We start from the raw sequence: 17,754 nt of genomic DNA on the forward strand, positions 1-17,754 counted from the left end.
GGGATACAGGGAGGAAACGATGAAAGCTTTGTCCATACTGTCTGTCTCCGCGCTGCTTGCATTTGTCGGCATCACCGCCACTGCTGCACAAAATGCCTCCATGACTTTCTTTGTAACCAGCCAAGGCCCAGGCGATGGGGCCAATCTGGGCGGGCTGGAAGGCGCCGACGCCCATTGTGGCTCCCTCGCTGAAGCTGCCGGCGTCACCGGCAAGACCTGGGCCGCATATCTCAGCACCAGCGAAACGAATGCACGCGACCGTATCGGAGCCGGGCCTTGGGTGAATTCCAAGGGTGAGACTATCGCTGAAAGCGTCGAAGCTCTGCACAGCGAGCAGAATGGAATCACGAAAGCAACGGCTCTCAACGAAAAGGGTGAGCAGGTGAACGGGCGCGGCGACACTCCGAATCGCCACGACATTCTTACGGGCTCGATGCCCGATGGCACTGCTCACGAGGCTACCTGCGAGAACTGGACCGCCAACGGACAGGGATCAGCGATGGTTGGACATCATGACCGTATGGGATTGGATGACTCCGCGCCAGCCAAGTCCTGGAACTCATCGCATCCATCGCGTGGTTGTAGTCAGACTGATCTGCAAGGCACAGGCGGTAGCGGTTTGTTCTACTGCTTCGCTACCCAATAGGAACTGCAGCGGATCAAGCCGGGGACCGCTCGCTTTTTACCCGGCTTGGTGATGGTTTTGGCGTTGTCGGCATTTGCGCTCGGTGGCTCTTAGATGAACGCATGCCGAATGGGTCTGCCGGGCACGAGCATTTCGGCGGCTTTCATGATGCCTGCGGCATTTATACCATAATGCCTGTAGAGATCGGTGATTGTACCTGTCTGACCGAAATGCTCGACACCCAGCGACCGTGTGCGATGTCCGCGCACCGACCCAAGCCATGCCAGGGTTGCCGGATGCCCGTCGAGTACGGTTATCAGGCCGCAGGGCTGTGGAACTTCTGCGAGCAGCTTTTCGACATGACTTTCGGCGGTGTTCAAGCCGCGTTCCCGCGCCCGCTGTGCTGCTGTCCAACCGGCATTCAGTCGATCCGCCGATGTCACCGACAATATACCGACATCCCGGCGATCCTCGGCCATCAGACCGGCCGCTTCTATGGCTTCCGGCGCGACCACGCCGGCGTAGGCGATGACGATTTCAGCGTTCGGCCCTGGCCGGCGGAGCCAGTAACCACCTTTGATGATGTCGCGGGCGATGTTCTCGTCGACTTGCCGGCTTGGTTGATCGATCACGCGCGTAGACAGGCGCAGATAGACTGCTCCTCCGGTCTTGTCTCGAAGCCAACTGACCGGATCGGGCGCACCGTCGCCATTGCGCTGTATGTAGTCGAAGGCAAAACGCAACATGACGGCCAACTCGTCGACAAACGCAGGCTCGAAACAGGCAAGGCCGTCCTGAGCCATGCCAATCAGCGGCGTGGCTATGGATTGATGGGCACCGCCCTCCGGCGCAAGCGTCACACCCGATGGCGTTGCTGCAAGGATGAAACGGGCGTCCTGATAACAGGCGTAATTCAGGGCATCGAGGCCGCGCTCGATGAAAGGATCGTAAAGCGTTCCGACCGGCAAAAGCCGTTCGCCGAAGATGGAATGGGACAGCCCCAATGCCGACAGCGTCAGGAACAGGTTCATCTCCGCAATGCCAAGCTCCAGATGTTGGCCATTGGGCGAAAAATCCCAGTTGAAGGTCGACGGAATGCGTTCTTTCCTGAAGAGATCCGCGAGTTCCTCGCGCGCAAAGAGCCCTCTGCGGTTCACCCAGGCACCGAGATTTGTCGAGACGGTGACATCGGGCGAAGTCGTGACAACCCTATTGGCAAAATTTGTGTTCTGCTTTGCAATGCCATGCATTAACAGCCCAAAGCCTTGTTGTGTGGACATGGACGGCGACAACTGGACTTCCAGCAGCTCGGGAACGTCTATCTTTGGTGCCGTGTAGCGGCGGGTGCCTTTCTGGTTGAATGGAACCTTCTCAAGGTATTTCCGCAACGCGCGCACATCCCCCTGGATACCCTCGGTAGGATCCCACTCGGTCCCTTCCCTGATCCCCATGGTATTGCGCAGTTCCGCCATTTGGGTGGGCGTCATAAGCCCTGCGTGGTTGTCCTTGTGCCCGGCAAGCGGCAGCCCGAAGCCCTTGACCGTGTAGGCGATGAAACAGACGGGTCGATCGTGGGATGCCGCCGCCTCGAATGCTTTGAGCAGAAGCGGAAGGTCGTGACCGCCAAGATTGGTCATGAGCATTTGCAGTTCGGCATCAGTGCGGCGCTCGATGAGGCTGCTTACCTCTCCCTGATCCCCGAGATCATCCATCAGTCGTCGACGCCAGGCGGCACCTCCCTGAAACGTCAGGGCGGAATAGAGCTGGTTCGGGCATTGATCGATCCAGCGTTTGAGCGCCTCGCCGCCCGGCTCAGTGAAAGCCGCCAATTGGCGTGACCCATATTTCAGGACAATGACGTCCCAGCCGAAATTGCGGAAGATCGCCTCGAAACGCTCCCAAAGCCCCTCCCTCACCACAGCGTCAAGGCTCTGGCGATTGTAGTCGACGATCCACCAGGTGTTGCGAAGTCCATGCTTCCAACCTTCGAGAAGGGCCTCGAAGATGTTGCCCTCGTCCATCTCGGCATCGCCGAGCAACGCGACCATACGGCCTTCGGCATCGCTCTTCGACCAGTTCTTCGCCGTCAGATAGTCCTGTATCAGGGAGGCAAAGAGTGTCTGGGCGACGCCCAAGCCAACGGACCCGGTCGAGAAATCGACATCGTCGACATCCTTGGTCCGCGACGGATAGGATTGTGCGCCTGAATAACCCCTGAAATTCTTCAGCTTCTCTAGGGTCTGATTGCCCAGCAGATACTGGATCGCGTGAAAAACCGGGCTTGCATGAGGTTTGACAGCGACCCGATCCTGCGGCTTTAGCACCGAGAAATACAAAGCGGTCATGATCGTCGCCAACGAGGCCGACGAGGCCTGATGCCCACCGACCTTCAAGCCATCGTCGTTCGGGCGAACATGATTGGCGTGATGGATCATCCAGCTCGAAAGCCAGAGCACCTTTCGCTCCAGCTCGGAAAGAATGGAAATCTCGTCTTTCATGGCACTGCCTCCCCGTCACTGCCTCAAACGCTAGGCCGGATCGGTTGGCGTTTGCAGTCAAAATCACCTGCATCTGGGGTTGATTTTGGTGGACATTCACCGAAAAAAGAAAACTAAAGGAGGATTCCGCCAAAATGAGCACATTGGACCATATCGGGCGCAAGATCATCGCCGCCATTCAGAGTGATGGGCGTATCACAGTGCAGGAACTAGCCGACAAGGTGGGCTTGTCGGCCTCACCCTGCGCCCGCCGCGTGAAGATGATGGAGGATGAAGGCATCATCAAAGGCTACAGCGCCGTCATCGACCAGGCCAAGGTCGGGTTGCCGGTCAGCGCCTTTGCTTCCATCAAGCTCGAAAAGCAGCGGGAAGACTATCTCGACCGTTTTGCGCAAGCCATCGCGCGGTGGCCGGAGGTCGTGGACTGCTATTTGATGACCGGGCAATACGACTATCTGATGCGCGTGGTCGTCGCGGATCTCGCCGCCTATGAACGGTTCCTCAAGACCAAGCTGACGCGGCTGGAAGGGGTGGCGTCGATCGAGACCAGCTTTGCGCTTGGCCAGACCAAACGATCCGAAGTGTTGCCGGTCGAATGAACCGTCAGCTCCTGCGTGCCTTTGTCCTTACGGCAGTAGAAGCGGCCGCCGGACAAAAACAATCATATCAATCCGAGTTGCGTCGCTCGCGCCGTTGCCTGTGGGAGCGTTTCAGCATCGAGTGCTTTTCTTGCGTTGCTGATATGAAAGCAGACATTGGCGAATGACATATTCTCGATCATGGCGATCGCCTTCATTGTCTTTCCTTCCGCCGCCCATTTGAGACAAAGCGCTTGCTTTGCCGTCAATCTGACTTGGGTATGGGCCCTTGTTTCAATCGTCTGGTGTTCCAAACGCGCGTGAAGGTGCGCAACCGCGGTGGCTGCTGCAATCGGATCGATATCCTCTTCGAGGCACACTACTTTTTTGTTGGACGCCAGCGTTAGAATTGACACATGCCCAAATGCAGTACGAACCGGAATTGAAATCCCGGATCTGATACCAAACGCTGTTGCTTCGGCATAAAAACGACCGACGGCTCTGGATCCAGTGGGTCTCCGATCATCCGCGGCCCAGTCGAACGCTTCCATTTTGAGTCGTGCAGCCGCAATTATGGGATCGATCCTGGCGTAATCCCGCGAAACGTATCTGGCTTGCCACTCTGCCGGGTAGTTGGAAACAACGACCATCCTGACAGGCTGGATATGCATGAAGGCGTAGAAATCGAAACCAAGTTCCTGAACGAGACCCACGAGGGCTTTCTTCAACGTAACCTCGTCTTGGGCGACAGCTATGATGTCAGTGAGCCTCTGAAACCATATCTTCAAACCTCAACTCCCCTGGCCCACTTCTCCCCACTGTCATTCCTGGCTAGGGCACGAACCAGTGTTTTGCCGCGTGGCTTGAACGCATCCCGAACAATGCAACAGGCTGCGTGTACCTATCTTAAGAGGTAGGAACTGGCTTATTCGATACCCAAATTCCGGTATTGACCGCGTCAAATCTGTAGCCGGTGCGCATTTCCAGAGCGGGCGTTCGGTGAGAAAAGCACAGGATTCTGACCGAAGTTGATCGAGCTGCCACCTCGGCGACACAGCCGCGTGCCGAATCAGCTATGCTCGTTGGCCCCTCTTCAACGTACGAACTAGTCTATCCGCTCAGCAGCCGAAGCTCGACGCAGCAAGAAGCTCGAGCCTCAACTCGCTTAAGACATTTCGTCTCGGTCGAGAGAATGGTCGCGTTTGCCATGCAGGATCTCGCGCTTGCCGACATGGTTCGGCGCACCGACGATGCCTTCCTGTTCCATGCGTTCGACTAGCGATGCAGCGCGGTTATATCCAACGCCGAGTCTGCGCTGGATATAGGAGGTCGAGCACTTCTTGTCGCGCAGCACCACCTTCACCGCTTCGTCATAGATACTGTTGCCGTCCTCGGCCGCCAGCGCGCCCTTGTCGAACACTGGACCCTCATCGACTTCGGATTCTTCGTCCTCTTCGTCGGCTGTAACGGTTTCGAGATATGCGGGGCGGCCTTGCGATTTGAGATGCGTAACGACCTGCTCCACCTCGGCGTCTGAGACGAAGGGCCCATGGACACGAACGATACGGCCTCCTCCGGCCATATGCAGCATATCGCCCTGGCCCAGCAGTTGCTCGGCCCCTTGCTCGCCGAGGATCGTACGGCTGTCGATCTTGGATGTGACCTGGAAGGAGATGCGCGTCGGGAAGTTGGCCTTGATCGTGCCGGTGATAACATCGACCGACGGGCGCTGTGTGGCCATGATGAGATGGATGCCGGCAGCGCGCGCCATCTGGGCGAGGCGCTGGATGGCGCCCTCGATCTCCTTGCCGGCAACCATCATCAGGTCAGCCATTTCGTCGACGATGATGACGATGTAGGGCATCGGAGCAAGGTCGATCTCCAGCTCCTCCATCACCGGCACGCCGGTACCCTTCTCGAAGCCGGTCTGCACCTGCATGGTGACGGTCTCGCCCCGCTCGCGGGCAACCGCGGCGCGCTGGTTATAGCCGTCGATGTTGCGCACGCCGAGCTTCGCCATCTTGCGATAGCGATCCTCCATCTCGCGTACGGCCCATTTCAGTGCAGTGACCGCCTTCTTGGGATCGGTGACGACAGGGGTTAGAAGATGCGGAATGCCATCATAGATGGACAGCTCCAGCATCTTCGGATCGACCATGATGAGGCGGCATTCGTCCGGCTTGAGCCGGTAGAGCAGCGACAGGATCATCGTGTTGATGGCGACCGATTTGCCCGAGCCGGTGGTGCCGGCGACCAGCAGGTGCGGCATCTTGGCGAGCTCGGCGATTACCGGTTCGCCGCCAATGGTCTTGCCCAGACAAAGCGCCAGCTTGCAGGGGGTATCGCGGAAACCGTCTGATTCGATCAGCTCGCGGAAATAGACGGTTTCGCGCGTCTCGTTGGGCAGTTCGATACCGATAACATTGCGTCCGGGCACGACGGCCACGCGCGCCGAGATCGCCGACATGGAGCGGGCGATGTCGTCGGCAAGGCCAATCACGCGCGACGACTTCACACCCGGCGCCGGCTCGAACTCATAGAGCGTCACAACTGGACCAGGACGGACATGGATGATCTCACCCCTGACGCCGAAATCCTCGAGCACGCTTTCCAGCAAGTCGGCATTCTGCTCCAGCCGTTCCTGCGACATGTAGAAGCCCTGCCCTTCCGGAGGCCGCTGCAGAAGCTCTTCGGAGGGAAGTTCGTAGTCCTCATCCGAACCCGGCTGCACAGCCATGCTCGCCACAGGAAGCGATGGTTTGCGCGGCGCCGGCATGGTGATCTCGACGGTTCTAGCCTGCGGTGCCGCAGTGGTTACCGCTGCCGGCTGGTCGACGGAGATTGGGATTTCTGCAGGCGCGCTGGCTGGTTCCTCGGACTTGGAAGCGGATTGCCTGTTATCAGGCTTGTCGGGCTTTACCGCTATGACGTCAGGTTGCAGCGGTTTCGCGGGCGACGACCACTCGATGACGCGGTACAGCGCCGTTATCTCAGGCTCCGGCTTGGGACGCAGCTGCGCGCTGCCGGCTACGGTTGTCGGCGGGGCGACTGGCGCAGGGGCGATCGACGTAACCTTCGGTGCGGCCGGAGCGCTTGCCGCCTCGGTATGCCGACGCAGCCGTGCCGACTGGAGGGCATAAGGAATGAATTCGAAGAAGGCGTGGTCGGAGAGATGGGACCATTTGGGGTTTGATGACGCCTGCCTTGCGGCCACCGGTGCAGACGTTGCCGTTTTGGCCGCAATCGAAGCGGGACTGGCCATGACCGGCAGCTTCAAAAGAGTCGGCTGGGTGTTGAGTTCTTGCGCGCGTTCGAGAACGCGGGGAGCCACCGGTAGCGCAGAGTGAACAAGGGGCGTTGCCGGAACGCCTGCCGCCTTTGCCTTGAGCACAGCGGGCTGGGCGACAGGCGGCGGCGTGAAAGCTGCAGAGATTGCAGGGGCAGGTGCTGTGACAGGGGTCGCTTCCGGTGTCGGCTGATTCTCCTCCTCGCCAACTTTCCTGGCGTCACGGTGCGGCGTGCGCGTGAAGCGCACATTGGGCGCCAGGAAAAAATGACGCTGCCAGGTTGGATGATCGAAATCGCCTTCGCCATGGCTGGTACTGGACGCCGAATCATTCCCCTTCGGCTTCACGTAGGCTTGCTCATTGCTATTCGGATGGCCACCGCCGCTGGTAAAGCCGATGTCGCGCTGGTCTTCAAAGCGGAGCTGATCGCTGTCCTCGAGGGAGCTTTTGTTTGTTAAATCTGCTCGAGGAAAATGCCTGGATACCATACTCAAGACTCGCCGGTTGAACGTCTCCTGAGCAATAGGAACCGATGGTTAACAGGCTCTTTCGATGGGTGGCTATCGGCATGATGTGCCGATCCATCAACTATCTCTGCTGCGCCGAACGCCCCACGCGGCAGTGCAGGCGACGAGGTGAGCGCAACTGTCGCGGCTGCAAGTATTTGGAACATATGGCCGCGTTCAGTCTGCGTAGCTGCCCGGAAACACGATGTCCTGATCGACGAGGACATTGAACTTGTAGCCTGGCCGTATCTCCAGGGTGGGCTGAACGTCCATGTTGCGCTGGATCGTGCGGTCGGCAACCCGGCCGAAGGTCTCGGCGAAATTTCTTCTGGCGGCATCCTCGGCACCGTTCGCGGAGCCAAAAGCATAGCGATCTTGTGGTATCGCCATGTCTACACCCGCACCGATGATGGCGATCAGGATTGCCGAACCGAATGTCTGCAGCCATTTGCGGTCAACCTTGTCACGCAAGCCCCCATAACCCTGTCCGTCGGTTCCGGCCATACCGCCGATCTGCAGGGTAGAGCCGTTGGGGAAGATGATGTCTGTCCATACGACGAGTACACGATTCTGGCCAAACGCGACCTTGCTGTCGTAGCGGCCGAACAGCTTCGTGCCCTGTGGGATCAAGAGACGATGACCGGTCGCCGAATCGAAAACGTTCTGACTGACCTGGGCAGTGATCCGGCCGGGAAGGTCTGAATTGATGCCGGTGATCAGGCTTGCCGGAATGACCGAGCCTCGCTTCAGTTCATAGGACGATTGTTGCGCCACGACGCGATTTGGCAGGTAGCCAAGCTCGTTGATGTCGGTGTTGAAAAAATCTTTCTTTGAATTTTGTCCGTTTGGATCGAGGTCCTGACCCGCTAGTCCGGCCCGCAGAGCAGCTGCGTAGAGATCGGTGGCTGATCCCGGCTGCCTGTCTTGCACCGACGGCGCACTGCCTGAATTGTTGGTTGATTGCATCCTGCCGTCAAGCTTGCTCCTGTCGACGGCAATAGGCGCGTCATAGGCGGCATCATTTGCCTGCAACCTCGCCATTTGCTGGCGGTGGCGTTCACGCAGATATTGCTCCTGCTGCTCGCGCTCAAGGCGAGCTCGCCAAATCTCTTCCGGCTCCAACTCGGAATTCTTCTCGGGATGCGCCGCTCCTGGTTGCGGCGCGAAGGGATTATCTTCAGGCAGCTCACCCGCCGTCTCAACTGGAGTTGGTTGGAAGGTCATTGCGGGCTGCGGCTCGCCGATGATGCCGTCCGAGATTCCGCGCTTCAATTGGTCGGCATAGGTAGAGGCGAGATTGCCGGAACTCTCACCAATTGAAGGACCGCTACGGAAATAGAGGCCGCGCGAGGTCAGTCCATAGAAGATCACCGCCAGGAAGACCACAGTCAGTGCGATCACCAGGATGATCGGCAAACGGTTGATCCGCCGGATGCCTGCGCCAGTTCCGTCGCTAGGCCCGGCACCAAGTTTGAGGGATTGCACCATGACCGCTCTCCCTTATCCTCGACGCATGACTGAAAGTGGGCTTGCGGGTGATGCCCCCGTCGCGGTGACGGAGTAGGCGCGGGCGATCTCGAGGTCGTTCGTCGACAGGCGTGCCAATATCTGGCCCTCGAACGGATCGATCACATAGGCGAGCGACATAAGTTGCACTTTTTCGCCGGTGGCCTGGTCGGTTACGACTGCATAGCCTCGACCTTGCAGTGCGGCCGCGAGTGCTTGCCCGAAGGGCGAGCCGTCCTGCTTGAGCGCAACTGTGGCTGTTCCCGGTCCAATTTGCTCGGAAAGGCGGCCAACCATGTCGTTTGCGATGGCATCTGCCGACTGTCCGGCGATACTGGCCGGGGCTTTGCTTGCGACCAACCCGTCGGTACCAAGAGCTTGGCAGCCGGAAAGAAGGAGGACAAGAAGAGATGCCGCGACGGCATGGTACAATGCGACAAACGGCATCACTGGCCTCCCCGTCTGATCGTCACTTTTTCCTGTGTTCGTCCAGTGCCGGAAACGAGGACAGCGCGATCGACGTCGTAGTCGACGATCATCATGTCGCCCTTCATACGGTAGTTGACGATGCGGTTTTCCCCTCCCGAAACGACGAACAGCACAGGAGCGTCCTGCCCGGAAATCGACCGCGGGAACTGGATGTAGGTTTTTGCCCCGTCACCATAGACGCGTGCGGGGCGCCAGCGGGCTTTGCCGGACACCGAGTAACCGAAATTCAGCCGCTCGGCTGGGACACCTGCACCTGGAATCGTATTGGCTTCGAGCCGTGCATTGATGTCTGCAAGCTTGGCCGAGATATCATCCGGATATTCGAAGCCAATACGAGCCATGTAATTTGTCGAATGGGATTTGAGCTGGATGTGATAGGTGCGCAGTGACGTTGTCACCACCATCGAGGTGACAAGACCCGGCTCGGACGGCTTGACGATCAAATGGGTAGCCTGCCGGTTGACCGGACCCGAGGTGGCCGGCTCCACTTTCCAGCGCACTGTGTCTCCAACCAGCACGTCACGAACCACCTCCCCGGCCTGCAGCTCGATGTCGCAAACCTGCAGTGGGGAGCAGACCACCGACGGCTGGACCTCGCCGAACAGGTAGATAACCTTGCCATCGGAACCCTTGGTCACGAGCCCCCTGCTGCCGCGCCATTGGTCAGAAATATCAGTACCCCTCACTTCATTTGCGCTCATGTCCCGCGCGAAGGCGTTCGGCGGCGTCAGGGCGGAAACTGAGAAAACGGCGAACAGCAGCGCGGCCCGCGATATTCTGGTTCTGATGTTCATATGCAGGGTCATGCCTTTCAAAGCTGTGCGGTCCAGTCGAAGTCGTGCAGATAGAGGCCGATTGGATTGAGACGGATCACGCTCTCGTCCTGGGGGGCGCTCAGCGTGACGGTGGCAATGCCGCGGAAACGCCTGACCGCGGTTTCCTTACCCTTCCTGTCGCGCTCGAACTCGGTCCAGTCGATCTGCCAGGATTGCGGGGAGAGAGCGACGATGTTGTTGACCTCGATGGCTATCGTGGCGTTCTTCGACTTCTCGAATGGCGAGTTCGACCGGAACCAGGCATTGATCTTCTCGGTTCCCGGATCCGATGTTCTCAAAAGGGCGTAAGTCCGGTCGATATATTGCTTCTGAACGACAGCGTCGGGACTAACGCTGCGGAAATTCGAAACGAAACTTCCCAGCGTCGCACGTACAACGCGCGGATCGGCATATTCTATCTGTTGTGGGACTCCCACGCTTGCAGCAGTACCGAGCTTGTCGACCTCGACGATGTAGGGGACGAGCTTGACCTGGGTACTCTGGAACAATCCGTAACCGAAGCCGATGACTGCCATCAGCATGCCGGTTATGCCGACAATGCGCCAGGCTGCGGCCGCCCTCACATAGGATCCATATCGCTCGTTCCACTCCTGGCGAGCAGCAATATAGGGATTTTCAGTCGGTTTACGTGCTGCCATGCCTTGGCGTTCTCCCAATCATTTATTGTCGTTAATGGGCGGTGGCGGTGGAGACGGCGCTGTCGATCTACCTCCGGATTGACCTGTCTGATCGAGCTTCGCGTTTGCCAGACCTAGGAGTGATCCCGCATAGGCGCCTGGGGCGGCGATCGCCTTCTCTTTGGCGGCAGAGCCTGCAGCCCAGCCAGCATTGCCGATGCCTGACGCCATGCCGCGCAGGGCAGCCTCCGTGAGAGAAGCCCCGCCCGCCCGCGCCACGCTCGCGGTCGAGGCACCCTTGGAGGCGGCGCCGGCTCCGAGAAAGGCGCCGCCGGCAGCAAATGTCGCGGCTTGCGTGCCGTGGCGGATCGCCTCCATGCCTCCGGCGACTGAGGCGCCCTGAACCACTCCCTGCAGGATTGCCGGCACATACATGGCGATAATGAAAACGACCACCGAAATGCCAGCGACGGCGAGTGTCGTGATGAACTGGTCAGACGTTGCCGTGGGTGCTTCGGCGAGGCCGAGGAGGACATCGGAGCCAATTCGAGCGATCATCACAAGCGCCATGAGCTTCATGCCGACGCTGAACGCATAGATGAGATAGCGGACAGCGAAATCCTTGGTGAAGGAAGAGCCTCCGAGCCCAAGCATGATCATGCCGGCGAGTAAGCCGACATACATCTCGACCATGACGGCGATGAAAATCGCGGCGACGAGCGAAAATGAGACGACGACAACGACCATGGCAAAGACAGAAGCTATCGCCAACGCATTGTCCTCGAATATCCCGAACCTAGCTTGTTCCGACATTTTTGAGGCAACGCGTATGCCGGCATCGAAAATGTTGGCCGGTGAGGCGGAACCGCCATCGCCGCCGAGCTGGAACAGGCTGTCCACAACTGCCTTGGCGAAGCCTGGCCCCTGATCGAGGATAAAAGCGAAAAGTCCGATGAACATGATCCGCCGCACCAACTCGGCGAACCAGCTGTCTAGCGAGGCGGCATTGATGGCGAGCCATATAGCGGCAATGCCGATCTCAATTCCGGCCAAAATCCAAAACAATGACCGTGCGGCATTTATCACGGTCGTCTCCCAGCCCCTGGCCGCCGTAACAACGGAATTCTCAAGCGTCGTCAGAACAGAACCCTGCTGAGCCAAGGCCGGCATGCTCATAAGCAAGACAGAGCCGATAACAAGAAATGTTAGCTCAAGTCTGCAGGAGCGTCTCAAGACTACCATCGCGGACGCATCTCTTGCCCGCTGCGGATGTCGCGGTCAGGATCCCCGCCGAAAAAATTTTCCCCGCGCTCGCGTCGTTCGGCCTCCGATGTGGCGGTCGGTGCCGTAGCAGCTCCAGCCTGCCCTGCCGACTTGGATTGTATGACTATCCCGACGGCGATGCCGGCAGAGAAGGTCATGGCGGCGCCGGCGATTACCAAGATAGCAAGACGGCCAGTCACCAGCGTGGCTCCATCGTTTGGCCGCCACGGATATCGCGTATCGGCGCGTTGAAAAACTGCTCACGCCGCGCCTGCGCGAGATCCTTTTCTGCCTGCTCGGACTGATACCATGTTCCCATCATGGTCATCTGCTGGGAGACGAGCCCTCGCAGTTTCTGCATCTGCGCCACTTGCTGGGCGGCGATCTGATGGCCGACCTGCAAGGCCTTCATCTGGCCGTCGGTACTCTCCGACATCGAACGCAACTGGGCCATCGTCGATTCCTCGCTTGAAAATTGCTCTGCAGTGAGATTGGCAGCCTTCAGCGTGCCAGTGATCGTGTCGCGGTTGGTGTCCGACCAACTCTGGTAGGTCGATGAGAAGGTCGCGCCATCCGGCAGATTTGTCTTGAAGTCGGCAAAGCTCTGGAAACGCTGCTTCAGGACATCATCAATATTGCCCATCGAAAAGGCGACGCCCTGCCCCTGCGAGACAATGCTCTGTAGCTTGCCGAGATCACCCTGAACCTGCCCCCAGATATGGTTGGGCAACTGGGCCGTATTCTGGAGCATATTCTCGTAGATTCTGAGCTGGTTCTGGATCTGCTCGGCGAACTGAGTGATCTGTTTGATCTGGTTGTTGACCTGTTCGGTCGACTTGCCGACGAGGCTGATCAGTTCGGCATTGTTGGCAAGCTGCGTCCATTCCGTCGCTTGTCCGGTGACACCGCCGGCATGACCTGATGAGGTGAGGCCTGCCGCTGAAATGGCCGCTGCAACAATTACCCCGAACTTTGTAAGGTATTGTTCATGGAAAAAGCTTCGCGGCATGGCTTACTCCTCTCTGCTCGAGCCAGTGGGTTGGCCAGTCATGACCATGTTCGCGGTAAAGGTCGCGCACGCGTTTGAGGTCCTCCTTGCCGGATGCGCCAACGAAGGAGAGCGTGACCGGACCCAATGCCATGTCGAAGAGCCTGCGGCCTTCCGGTGAGGCGACGTAGTATTCGCGTTTGGGAAGCGCGGTCGTGACGATCTCGATCTGCCGCTCGTTAAAGCCGATGCGCTCGTAGAATTCCCTTGTGCCCGTCTCGCGCGCGGAACCATTTGGCAGGCAGATCTTGGTCGGACAGCTTTCTTTCAGGACATCGATGATGCCGGAGCGTTCGGCATCTGAAATCGACTGAGTTGCCAGAACGACGGCGCAATTGGCTTTACGCAGCACCTTCAGCCATTCCCGGATTTTGTCGCGAAAGACGGGATGACCGAGCATCAACCACGCCTCGTCGAGAATGATGAGGCTGGGCGCACCGGTCAGGCGCTTCTCGATCCGGCGGAACAGATAGGTGAGCACCGGTACGAGGTTGCGCTCGCCCATGTTCATCAATTCCTCGATCTCGAAAGTCTGGAAGGCGACAAGCGACAGAGTATCCTCCTCAGCGTCCAGCAGTTGTCCCATCGGGCCATCGACGGTGTAGTGGTGGAGCGCGTCCTTGACCTCACGCATCTGGACGCCAGAGACAAAGTCCGAGAGTGAACGGCCCCTGGCTTGTGCCATCAAGCCGATCTGGCGGGAGATGGCGTTGCGATGGTCTGGCGTGATATTCACGCCCTGCATCGCCACCAACATCTCGATCCATCCGGTCGCCCAAGCCCGATCGGCATCGCTTGTAAGGTCGCTAAGCGGACAGAAGGCGAGATCATTCCCCTCCCCTTCCATCTCACCACCGATCTCATAATGGGTGCCGCCTGCTGCCAGCGTCAGCGGCAGCATGGAGCGGCCCTTGTCGAAGGCGAAGATCTGCGCGCCCGCGTAGCGCCGGAACTGTGCGGCAATCAGCGCAAGAAGTGTCGATTTCCCCGAGCCCGTAGGACCGAAGACAAGCGTGTGACCGACGTCATCGACATGCAGGTTCAGCCGGAAGGGTGTCGAGCCGCTGGCAACCAGCATTAGGGGCGGTGAGCCGGCCGGATAAAACGGACACGGTGCCGTCGGGCCTCCTGACCAGACCGAGTTCAGGGGGATGAGATCGGCAAGATTGCGCGTGTTGATCAGCGGCTCTCGTACGTTTGCGTACCAATTGCCCGGCAGCGATCCAAGAAATGCATCCGTGGCGTTGAGCGTCTCGATCCGCGCGCCAAAACCTTCGGCCTGGATCAACTGGCGCACCGCCTCACATTTCTCCTGAAGACGGGACTGAATCTCGTCGAACAGGACGATGACGGGGGTGTAGTAGCCATAGGCCACCAACTGCGAAGAGGCTTCGGCGATGGCGTCTTCGGTTTCCGCCACCATCATCATGGCGTCCTGGTCGGCCGAGCGGCTCTGCGTCTGGAAGAGTTGGTCGAAGAAGGGGCGCACCTTCTGTTGCCATTTCTTGCGGGTGCGCTCGAGTCTTGCGCGTGCTTCCTGATCGTCGAGGAAGATGAAGCGTGAGGACCAGCGATAGGTCAGAGGCATGAGATCGAGCGCGTTGAGAATACCCGGCCAGCTCTCGGCCGGCAGGCCGTCTATGGCGATGATACCGAGAAAGCGATTCTCGACAGTTGGTGTCAGTCCATGCTGGAATTCGGCTGTAGCCAGCCAGTCGAGATACATCGGAATTGCAGGCAGGCGGATTGGATGGTTCTCGCCAGTGATGCAGAACCGGACGAACTGGAACAGCTCATCATAACGGGCTGCCCGAAATCCACCTCGTTCTTCGGCCTCGCGCGTAACCATGCGACGGATCGAAAGGACATTCGCGAGATACTGTTCGACCTCTCGAATGGACCTGTCGAAAGTCTGCAGGACCGTGTCGGCATAGGAAGCAGAACGGCTTTCAGCGTCGGAGTAGACGTAGCGGGTCAATCCTGTTCGACGTTTCTCCGGAAGCCGATAGGTCAGGATCAAGGCGTGCCTGCTTTCGAAATGTCCGCTCTCCTGGCTGAAATGAGCCCGTCTTTCGGCGTCGATAGCGCGCGTGGTCGGATCGGGGAAATTGCAATCTCGCTCTGCGGGATATTCTGTCGTCGGTACGCGAACCGCTTCGACCTGGATCATCCAGCCGGAGCCCAGTCGCGACAGGATGGAATTGATCTGCCTGGAAATTTCGTTGCGCTCGGCATCGGTCGAGCTTTCGCTGTCAGGGCCGGCGAAGTACCACCCTGCCATCAGACTTCCATCTTTTAGTAGGACCACGCCATTCGCCACCAGGGCGGCATACGGCACAAGATCAGCAAAGGAGGGCCCGGTATGCCGGAAGGAACCAAGTGCTGCCATTTGTGTCCCGCCTCTAGAAGCGCCGCCAGGGCGTGGAAGTAGCCCTGTAATAAGGTCTGTAGGAAATGTGGCGCGCGTAAACCCTGCGCAGTTGCGGATCAGCCTTGGCCATCATGCGCAGGACCGCGACCGCCGCCACCCATACGGCCACACCCAGCAGTGCTGCATACCAGGTCAACACCACAAAAATCAGGATCGCGGCAGCCAGACCGCTGAGAAGCACCAGCTCGCGATCTGCACCCATCAGGAGGTTTGGCCTCGACAGCGCGCGATGAATGCGCGAGCGATGGAGCTTCGCTCCTGGCTCACCCAAGGGACCCCTCCCCTCCCGGACGAACATAAGCATCCGCAATATGTTCCGGCGTTTGAGAGCTGCTATTGAGGTTACCGATTGATGCGCCGGTTGCGCCAAACAGCGCAACGATCTGGGTAGCGCCGAGCAAGATACCGGCAACGAGCACGACAAACACAAGCCGGCGGGCAAAGTCGTTGAGCTCGCCACCAAAGATCAGCATGCCTCCGGCGACCGCCACCGCCGCAAGCGCGATGAAGCCGGCCACAGGCCCGGTGATCGACTGCTGTATCTGCTGAAGTGGCGCCTCCCAGGGCAGGCCACCGCCACTTGACGCCAGTGCAGGATCAATCGATCCAACGCAGACCAGCAGCACGACGGCGCGACCGGCAATGAAGTTATGACGGGTGAGCGACATGGCGTTCCTTCTCGACGTGAGGATAGGTTTCGGTTTCGTATTGGGAGCCGGTGAACCGTTCGACATGAACGATGTCGCGAACACGGCGACCTCTTGCCGTTCGTTCGATCGAGACCACCAGGTCGACAGCCTCGCCGATGACCTCGCGCATCGGCTGCTGGCTCACTTCTGCCGTGAGTTGCTCGAGGCGGCGCAGTGCCGACACTGCCGTATTCGAATGAATAGTTGTGACACCGCCGGGATGGCCGGTATTCCAGGCCTTCAACAATGTCAGGGCTGCCCCGTCCCGCACTTCGCCTACGATGATACGGTCCGGCCGAAGCCGCATGGTGCTTTTGAGGAGCCTCGCCATATCGACAGTGTCGCTCGTACGCAATGCGACAGCGTTTTGCGCAGCGCACTGAATCTCGGCAGTATCCTCAAGGATCACCAGCCTGTCGTCAGGAGCGGTCCGGACAATCTCGTCTATCACCGCATTGGCAAGCGTTGTCTTGCCGGACCCGGTCCCACCTGAGATGACCACGTTCAGCCGTGAGGCAATGGCGGTTCGGATGATCGATGCCTGCTTGTCGGTCATAGTCTCCGACTTTATGTAGTCATCGATCCGGATGAGCCTGGAAGCACGGCGGCGAATGGTGAAGACCGGTGCGGCAACCACCGGTGGCAACAATCCTTCGAAGCGATGCCCGTCGATTGGCAGTTCGCCCGAAATGATCGGACGCCCGTCATCGGCCTCAGAATGCAGTGCGTGTGCCACGCTACCAATGACGACCTCTGCAGTTGCAGATGCCATCTCACCGGCAAGCGAGATACCGTGGCCAAACCGTTCGATGAACAGCTTTCCGTCCGGATTGAGCATGATTTCGACAACGGTCGTGTCGTCGAGCGCCATGCAAAGCTGATCGCCAAGCGCTTCCTGAAGCTTTCTGACCAAGCGCGGATGCGATTTGGGACTGAGCATGGCGTCAGGTGAGCGACTGGTTGCCAGAGATGGAACAGTACCCGCGAGGACAAGCAGCGGCGGCGAGGCTGGCTGAGCTACGGACAAGGCACTGGTTCGCACGGAGAAAACCAGCGGATTCGTGCTCATTCGAACCGGTAGCAGCGAGAATTTTCATATGGGCCCTCAGCAATGATCTGGTAGCCAATGGGCATCACCTGGCGCGCGCTGACCACTGATAAATGTGCTAGCGCGGCCGCGATTCCCGTTCTGGCGACGCGTCTTACCGGCCCGCAATCCCCCGAGGGATTGATGCAAACAGAGGGCTTGTGCGGGTCGCCGAAAATACTAGTCCCTAGGGGGCGCCTTAGTGATCCCGCGCTCGATGAACCTTTCGACGATTGCTGATTTAAGGGCGGAATCGGCGCATTGCTGAATGAGGAAGGCGTAAATCACGGCAGC

16 protein-coding genes are annotated in these 17,754 nt (G+C 58.9%); 2 read left to right on the top strand and 14 right to left on the bottom strand.

Features of this window, described 5'->3' with window-relative positions; genetic code table 11:
- Positions 1–19 precede the first annotated feature (19 nt).
- Positions 20–646, top strand: a complete 627-nt coding sequence (locus G6N74_RS20865; protein ID WP_165119951.1) for a hypothetical protein — start codon at positions 20–22, stop codon at positions 644–646.
- A gap of 89 nt (positions 647–735) precedes the next feature.
- Here the strand turns inward: G6N74_RS20865 and G6N74_RS20870 are convergent, their stop codons facing one another.
- Entirely contained in the window at positions 736–3,123 is a 2,388-nt protein-coding gene (locus G6N74_RS20870; protein ID WP_165119952.1) for a thiamine pyrophosphate-binding protein, read from the bottom strand.
- A 134-nt stretch (positions 3,124–3,257) separates the two neighbouring features.
- Here G6N74_RS20870 and G6N74_RS20875 point away from each other — a divergent pair, with 134 nt between their 5' ends.
- On the top strand, positions 3,258–3,722 hold the full coding sequence (locus G6N74_RS20875) for an Lrp/AsnC family transcriptional regulator (RefSeq protein WP_165119953.1): 465 nt from the start codon (positions 3,258–3,260) through the stop codon (positions 3,720–3,722).
- A gap of 62 nt (positions 3,723–3,784) precedes the next feature.
- Here the strand turns inward: G6N74_RS20875 and G6N74_RS20880 are convergent, their stop codons facing one another.
- From G6N74_RS20880 to trbB, 13 genes are all read right to left on the bottom strand, one after another.
- Positions 3,785–4,429 carry an autoinducer binding domain-containing protein gene (locus G6N74_RS20880; protein WP_246245843.1) on the bottom strand — a complete coding sequence of 215 codons (645 nt, stop codon included), beginning with the start codon at positions 4,427–4,429 and terminating at the stop codon, positions 3,785–3,787.
- A gap of 437 nt (positions 4,430–4,866) precedes the next feature.
- Positions 4,867–7,476 (bottom strand): DNA translocase FtsK, encoded by a 2,610-nt coding sequence (locus G6N74_RS20885; protein WP_165119955.1) that lies wholly within the window; start codon positions 7,474–7,476, stop codon positions 4,867–4,869.
- A gap of 195 nt (positions 7,477–7,671) precedes the next feature.
- Complete coding sequence (gene trbI, locus G6N74_RS20890; RefSeq protein WP_165119956.1) at positions 7,672–8,982, bottom strand: IncP-type conjugal transfer protein TrbI; 1,311 nt, start codon at positions 8,980–8,982, stop codon at positions 7,672–7,674.
- A 12-nt stretch (positions 8,983–8,994) separates the two neighbouring features.
- Positions 8,995–9,447 (bottom strand): conjugal transfer protein TrbH, encoded by a 453-nt coding sequence (trbH, locus tag G6N74_RS20895; protein WP_165119957.1) that lies wholly within the window; start codon positions 9,445–9,447, stop codon positions 8,995–8,997.
- Positions 9,447–10,295 carry a P-type conjugative transfer protein TrbG gene (gene trbG / locus G6N74_RS20900; protein ID WP_246245844.1) on the bottom strand — a complete coding sequence of 283 codons (849 nt, stop codon included), beginning with the start codon at positions 10,293–10,295 and terminating at the stop codon, positions 9,447–9,449. The genes trbH and trbG overlap by 1 nt, the downstream gene beginning before the upstream one ends.
- A 5-nt stretch (positions 10,296–10,300) precedes the next feature.
- On the bottom strand, positions 10,301–10,963 hold the full coding sequence (locus G6N74_RS20905) for a conjugal transfer protein TrbF (RefSeq protein WP_165119958.1): 663 nt from the start codon (positions 10,961–10,963) through the stop codon (positions 10,301–10,303).
- Between the two features lie 18 nt (positions 10,964–10,981).
- Entirely contained in the window at positions 10,982–12,184 is a 1,203-nt protein-coding gene (gene trbL / locus G6N74_RS20910; RefSeq protein WP_165119959.1) for a P-type conjugative transfer protein TrbL, read from the bottom strand.
- Positions 12,178–12,363, bottom strand: coding sequence for an entry exclusion protein TrbK (gene trbK / locus G6N74_RS20915; RefSeq protein ID WP_205826796.1), 186 nt, complete (start codon positions 12,361–12,363; stop codon positions 12,178–12,180). Before trbK ends, trbL begins: the two co-directional genes overlap by 7 nt.
- A 38-nt stretch (positions 12,364–12,401) precedes the next feature.
- Positions 12,402–13,214, bottom strand: coding sequence for a P-type conjugative transfer protein TrbJ (gene trbJ, locus G6N74_RS20920; protein ID WP_165119961.1), 813 nt, complete (start codon positions 13,212–13,214; stop codon positions 12,402–12,404).
- The gene (locus G6N74_RS20925; RefSeq protein WP_165119962.1) at positions 13,192–15,642 is read right to left on the bottom strand and encodes a conjugal transfer protein TrbE; all 2,451 of its coding nucleotides are present in this window, start codon (positions 15,640–15,642) and stop codon (positions 13,192–13,194) included. Before G6N74_RS20925 ends, trbJ begins: the two co-directional genes overlap by 23 nt.
- Positions 15,643–15,655: 13 nt before the next feature.
- Positions 15,656–15,982: a conjugal transfer protein TrbD gene (locus G6N74_RS20930; RefSeq protein ID WP_376767737.1), complete on the bottom strand. Its 327-nt coding sequence runs from the start codon at positions 15,980–15,982 to the stop codon at positions 15,656–15,658.
- The gene (locus tag G6N74_RS20935) at positions 15,948–16,352 is read right to left on the bottom strand and encodes a TrbC/VirB2 family protein (protein WP_165119964.1); all 405 of its coding nucleotides are present in this window, start codon (positions 16,350–16,352) and stop codon (positions 15,948–15,950) included. Before G6N74_RS20935 ends, G6N74_RS20930 begins: the two co-directional genes overlap by 35 nt.
- Positions 16,333–17,313, bottom strand: coding sequence for a P-type conjugative transfer ATPase TrbB (trbB, locus tag G6N74_RS20940; protein ID WP_165119965.1), 981 nt, complete (start codon positions 17,311–17,313; stop codon positions 16,333–16,335). The genes G6N74_RS20935 and trbB overlap by 20 nt, the downstream gene beginning before the upstream one ends.
- Positions 17,314–17,754 lie beyond the last annotated feature (441 nt).

It is taken from the genome of Mesorhizobium zhangyense (genome assembly GCF_011045115.1).
In the GTDB taxonomy this organism is placed as follows: Bacteria; Pseudomonadota; Alphaproteobacteria; order Rhizobiales; family Rhizobiaceae; genus Mesorhizobium_M; species Mesorhizobium_M zhangyense.

Coding starts and splice junctions, on each gene's coding strand:
- G6N74_RS20865 (WP_165119951.1), top strand. CDS start 20: ATGAAAGCTTTGTCCATACTGTCTGTCTCCGCGCTGCTTGCATTTGTC.
- G6N74_RS20870 (WP_165119952.1), bottom strand. CDS start 3,123: ATGAAAGACGAGATTTCCATTCTTTCCGAGCTGGAGCGAAAGGTGCTC.
- G6N74_RS20875 (WP_165119953.1), top strand. CDS start 3,258: ATGAGCACATTGGACCATATCGGGCGCAAGATCATCGCCGCCATTCAG.
- G6N74_RS20885 (WP_165119955.1), bottom strand. CDS start 7,476: ATGGTATCCAGGCATTTTCCTCGAGCAGATTTAACAAACAAAAGCTCC.
- trbI (WP_165119956.1), bottom strand. CDS start 8,982: ATGGTGCAATCCCTCAAACTTGGTGCCGGGCCTAGCGACGGAACTGGC.
- trbH (WP_165119957.1), bottom strand. CDS start 9,447: ATGCCGTTTGTCGCATTGTACCATGCCGTCGCGGCATCTCTTCTTGTC.
- trbG (WP_246245844.1), bottom strand. CDS start 10,295: ATGACCCTGCATATGAACATCAGAACCAGAATATCGCGGGCCGCGCTG.
- G6N74_RS20905 (WP_165119958.1), bottom strand. CDS start 10,963: ATGGCAGCACGTAAACCGACTGAAAATCCCTATATTGCTGCTCGCCAG.
- trbL (WP_165119959.1), bottom strand. CDS start 12,184: ATGGTAGTCTTGAGACGCTCCTGCAGACTTGAGCTAACATTTCTTGTT.
- trbK (WP_205826796.1), bottom strand. CDS start 12,363: ATGACCTTCTCTGCCGGCATCGCCGTCGGGATAGTCATACAATCCAAG.
- trbJ (WP_165119961.1), bottom strand. CDS start 13,214: ATGCCGCGAAGCTTTTTCCATGAACAATACCTTACAAAGTTCGGGGTA.
- G6N74_RS20925 (WP_165119962.1), bottom strand. CDS start 15,642: ATGGCAGCACTTGGTTCCTTCCGGCATACCGGGCCCTCCTTTGCTGAT.
- G6N74_RS20930 (WP_376767737.1), bottom strand. CDS start 15,982: ATGTTCGTCCGGGAGGGGAGGGGTCCCTTGGGTGAGCCAGGAGCGAAG.
- G6N74_RS20935 (WP_165119964.1), bottom strand. CDS start 16,352: ATGTCGCTCACCCGTCATAACTTCATTGCCGGTCGCGCCGTCGTGCTG.
- trbB (WP_165119965.1), bottom strand. CDS start 17,313: ATGCTCAGTCCCAAATCGCATCCGCGCTTGGTCAGAAAGCTTCAGGAA.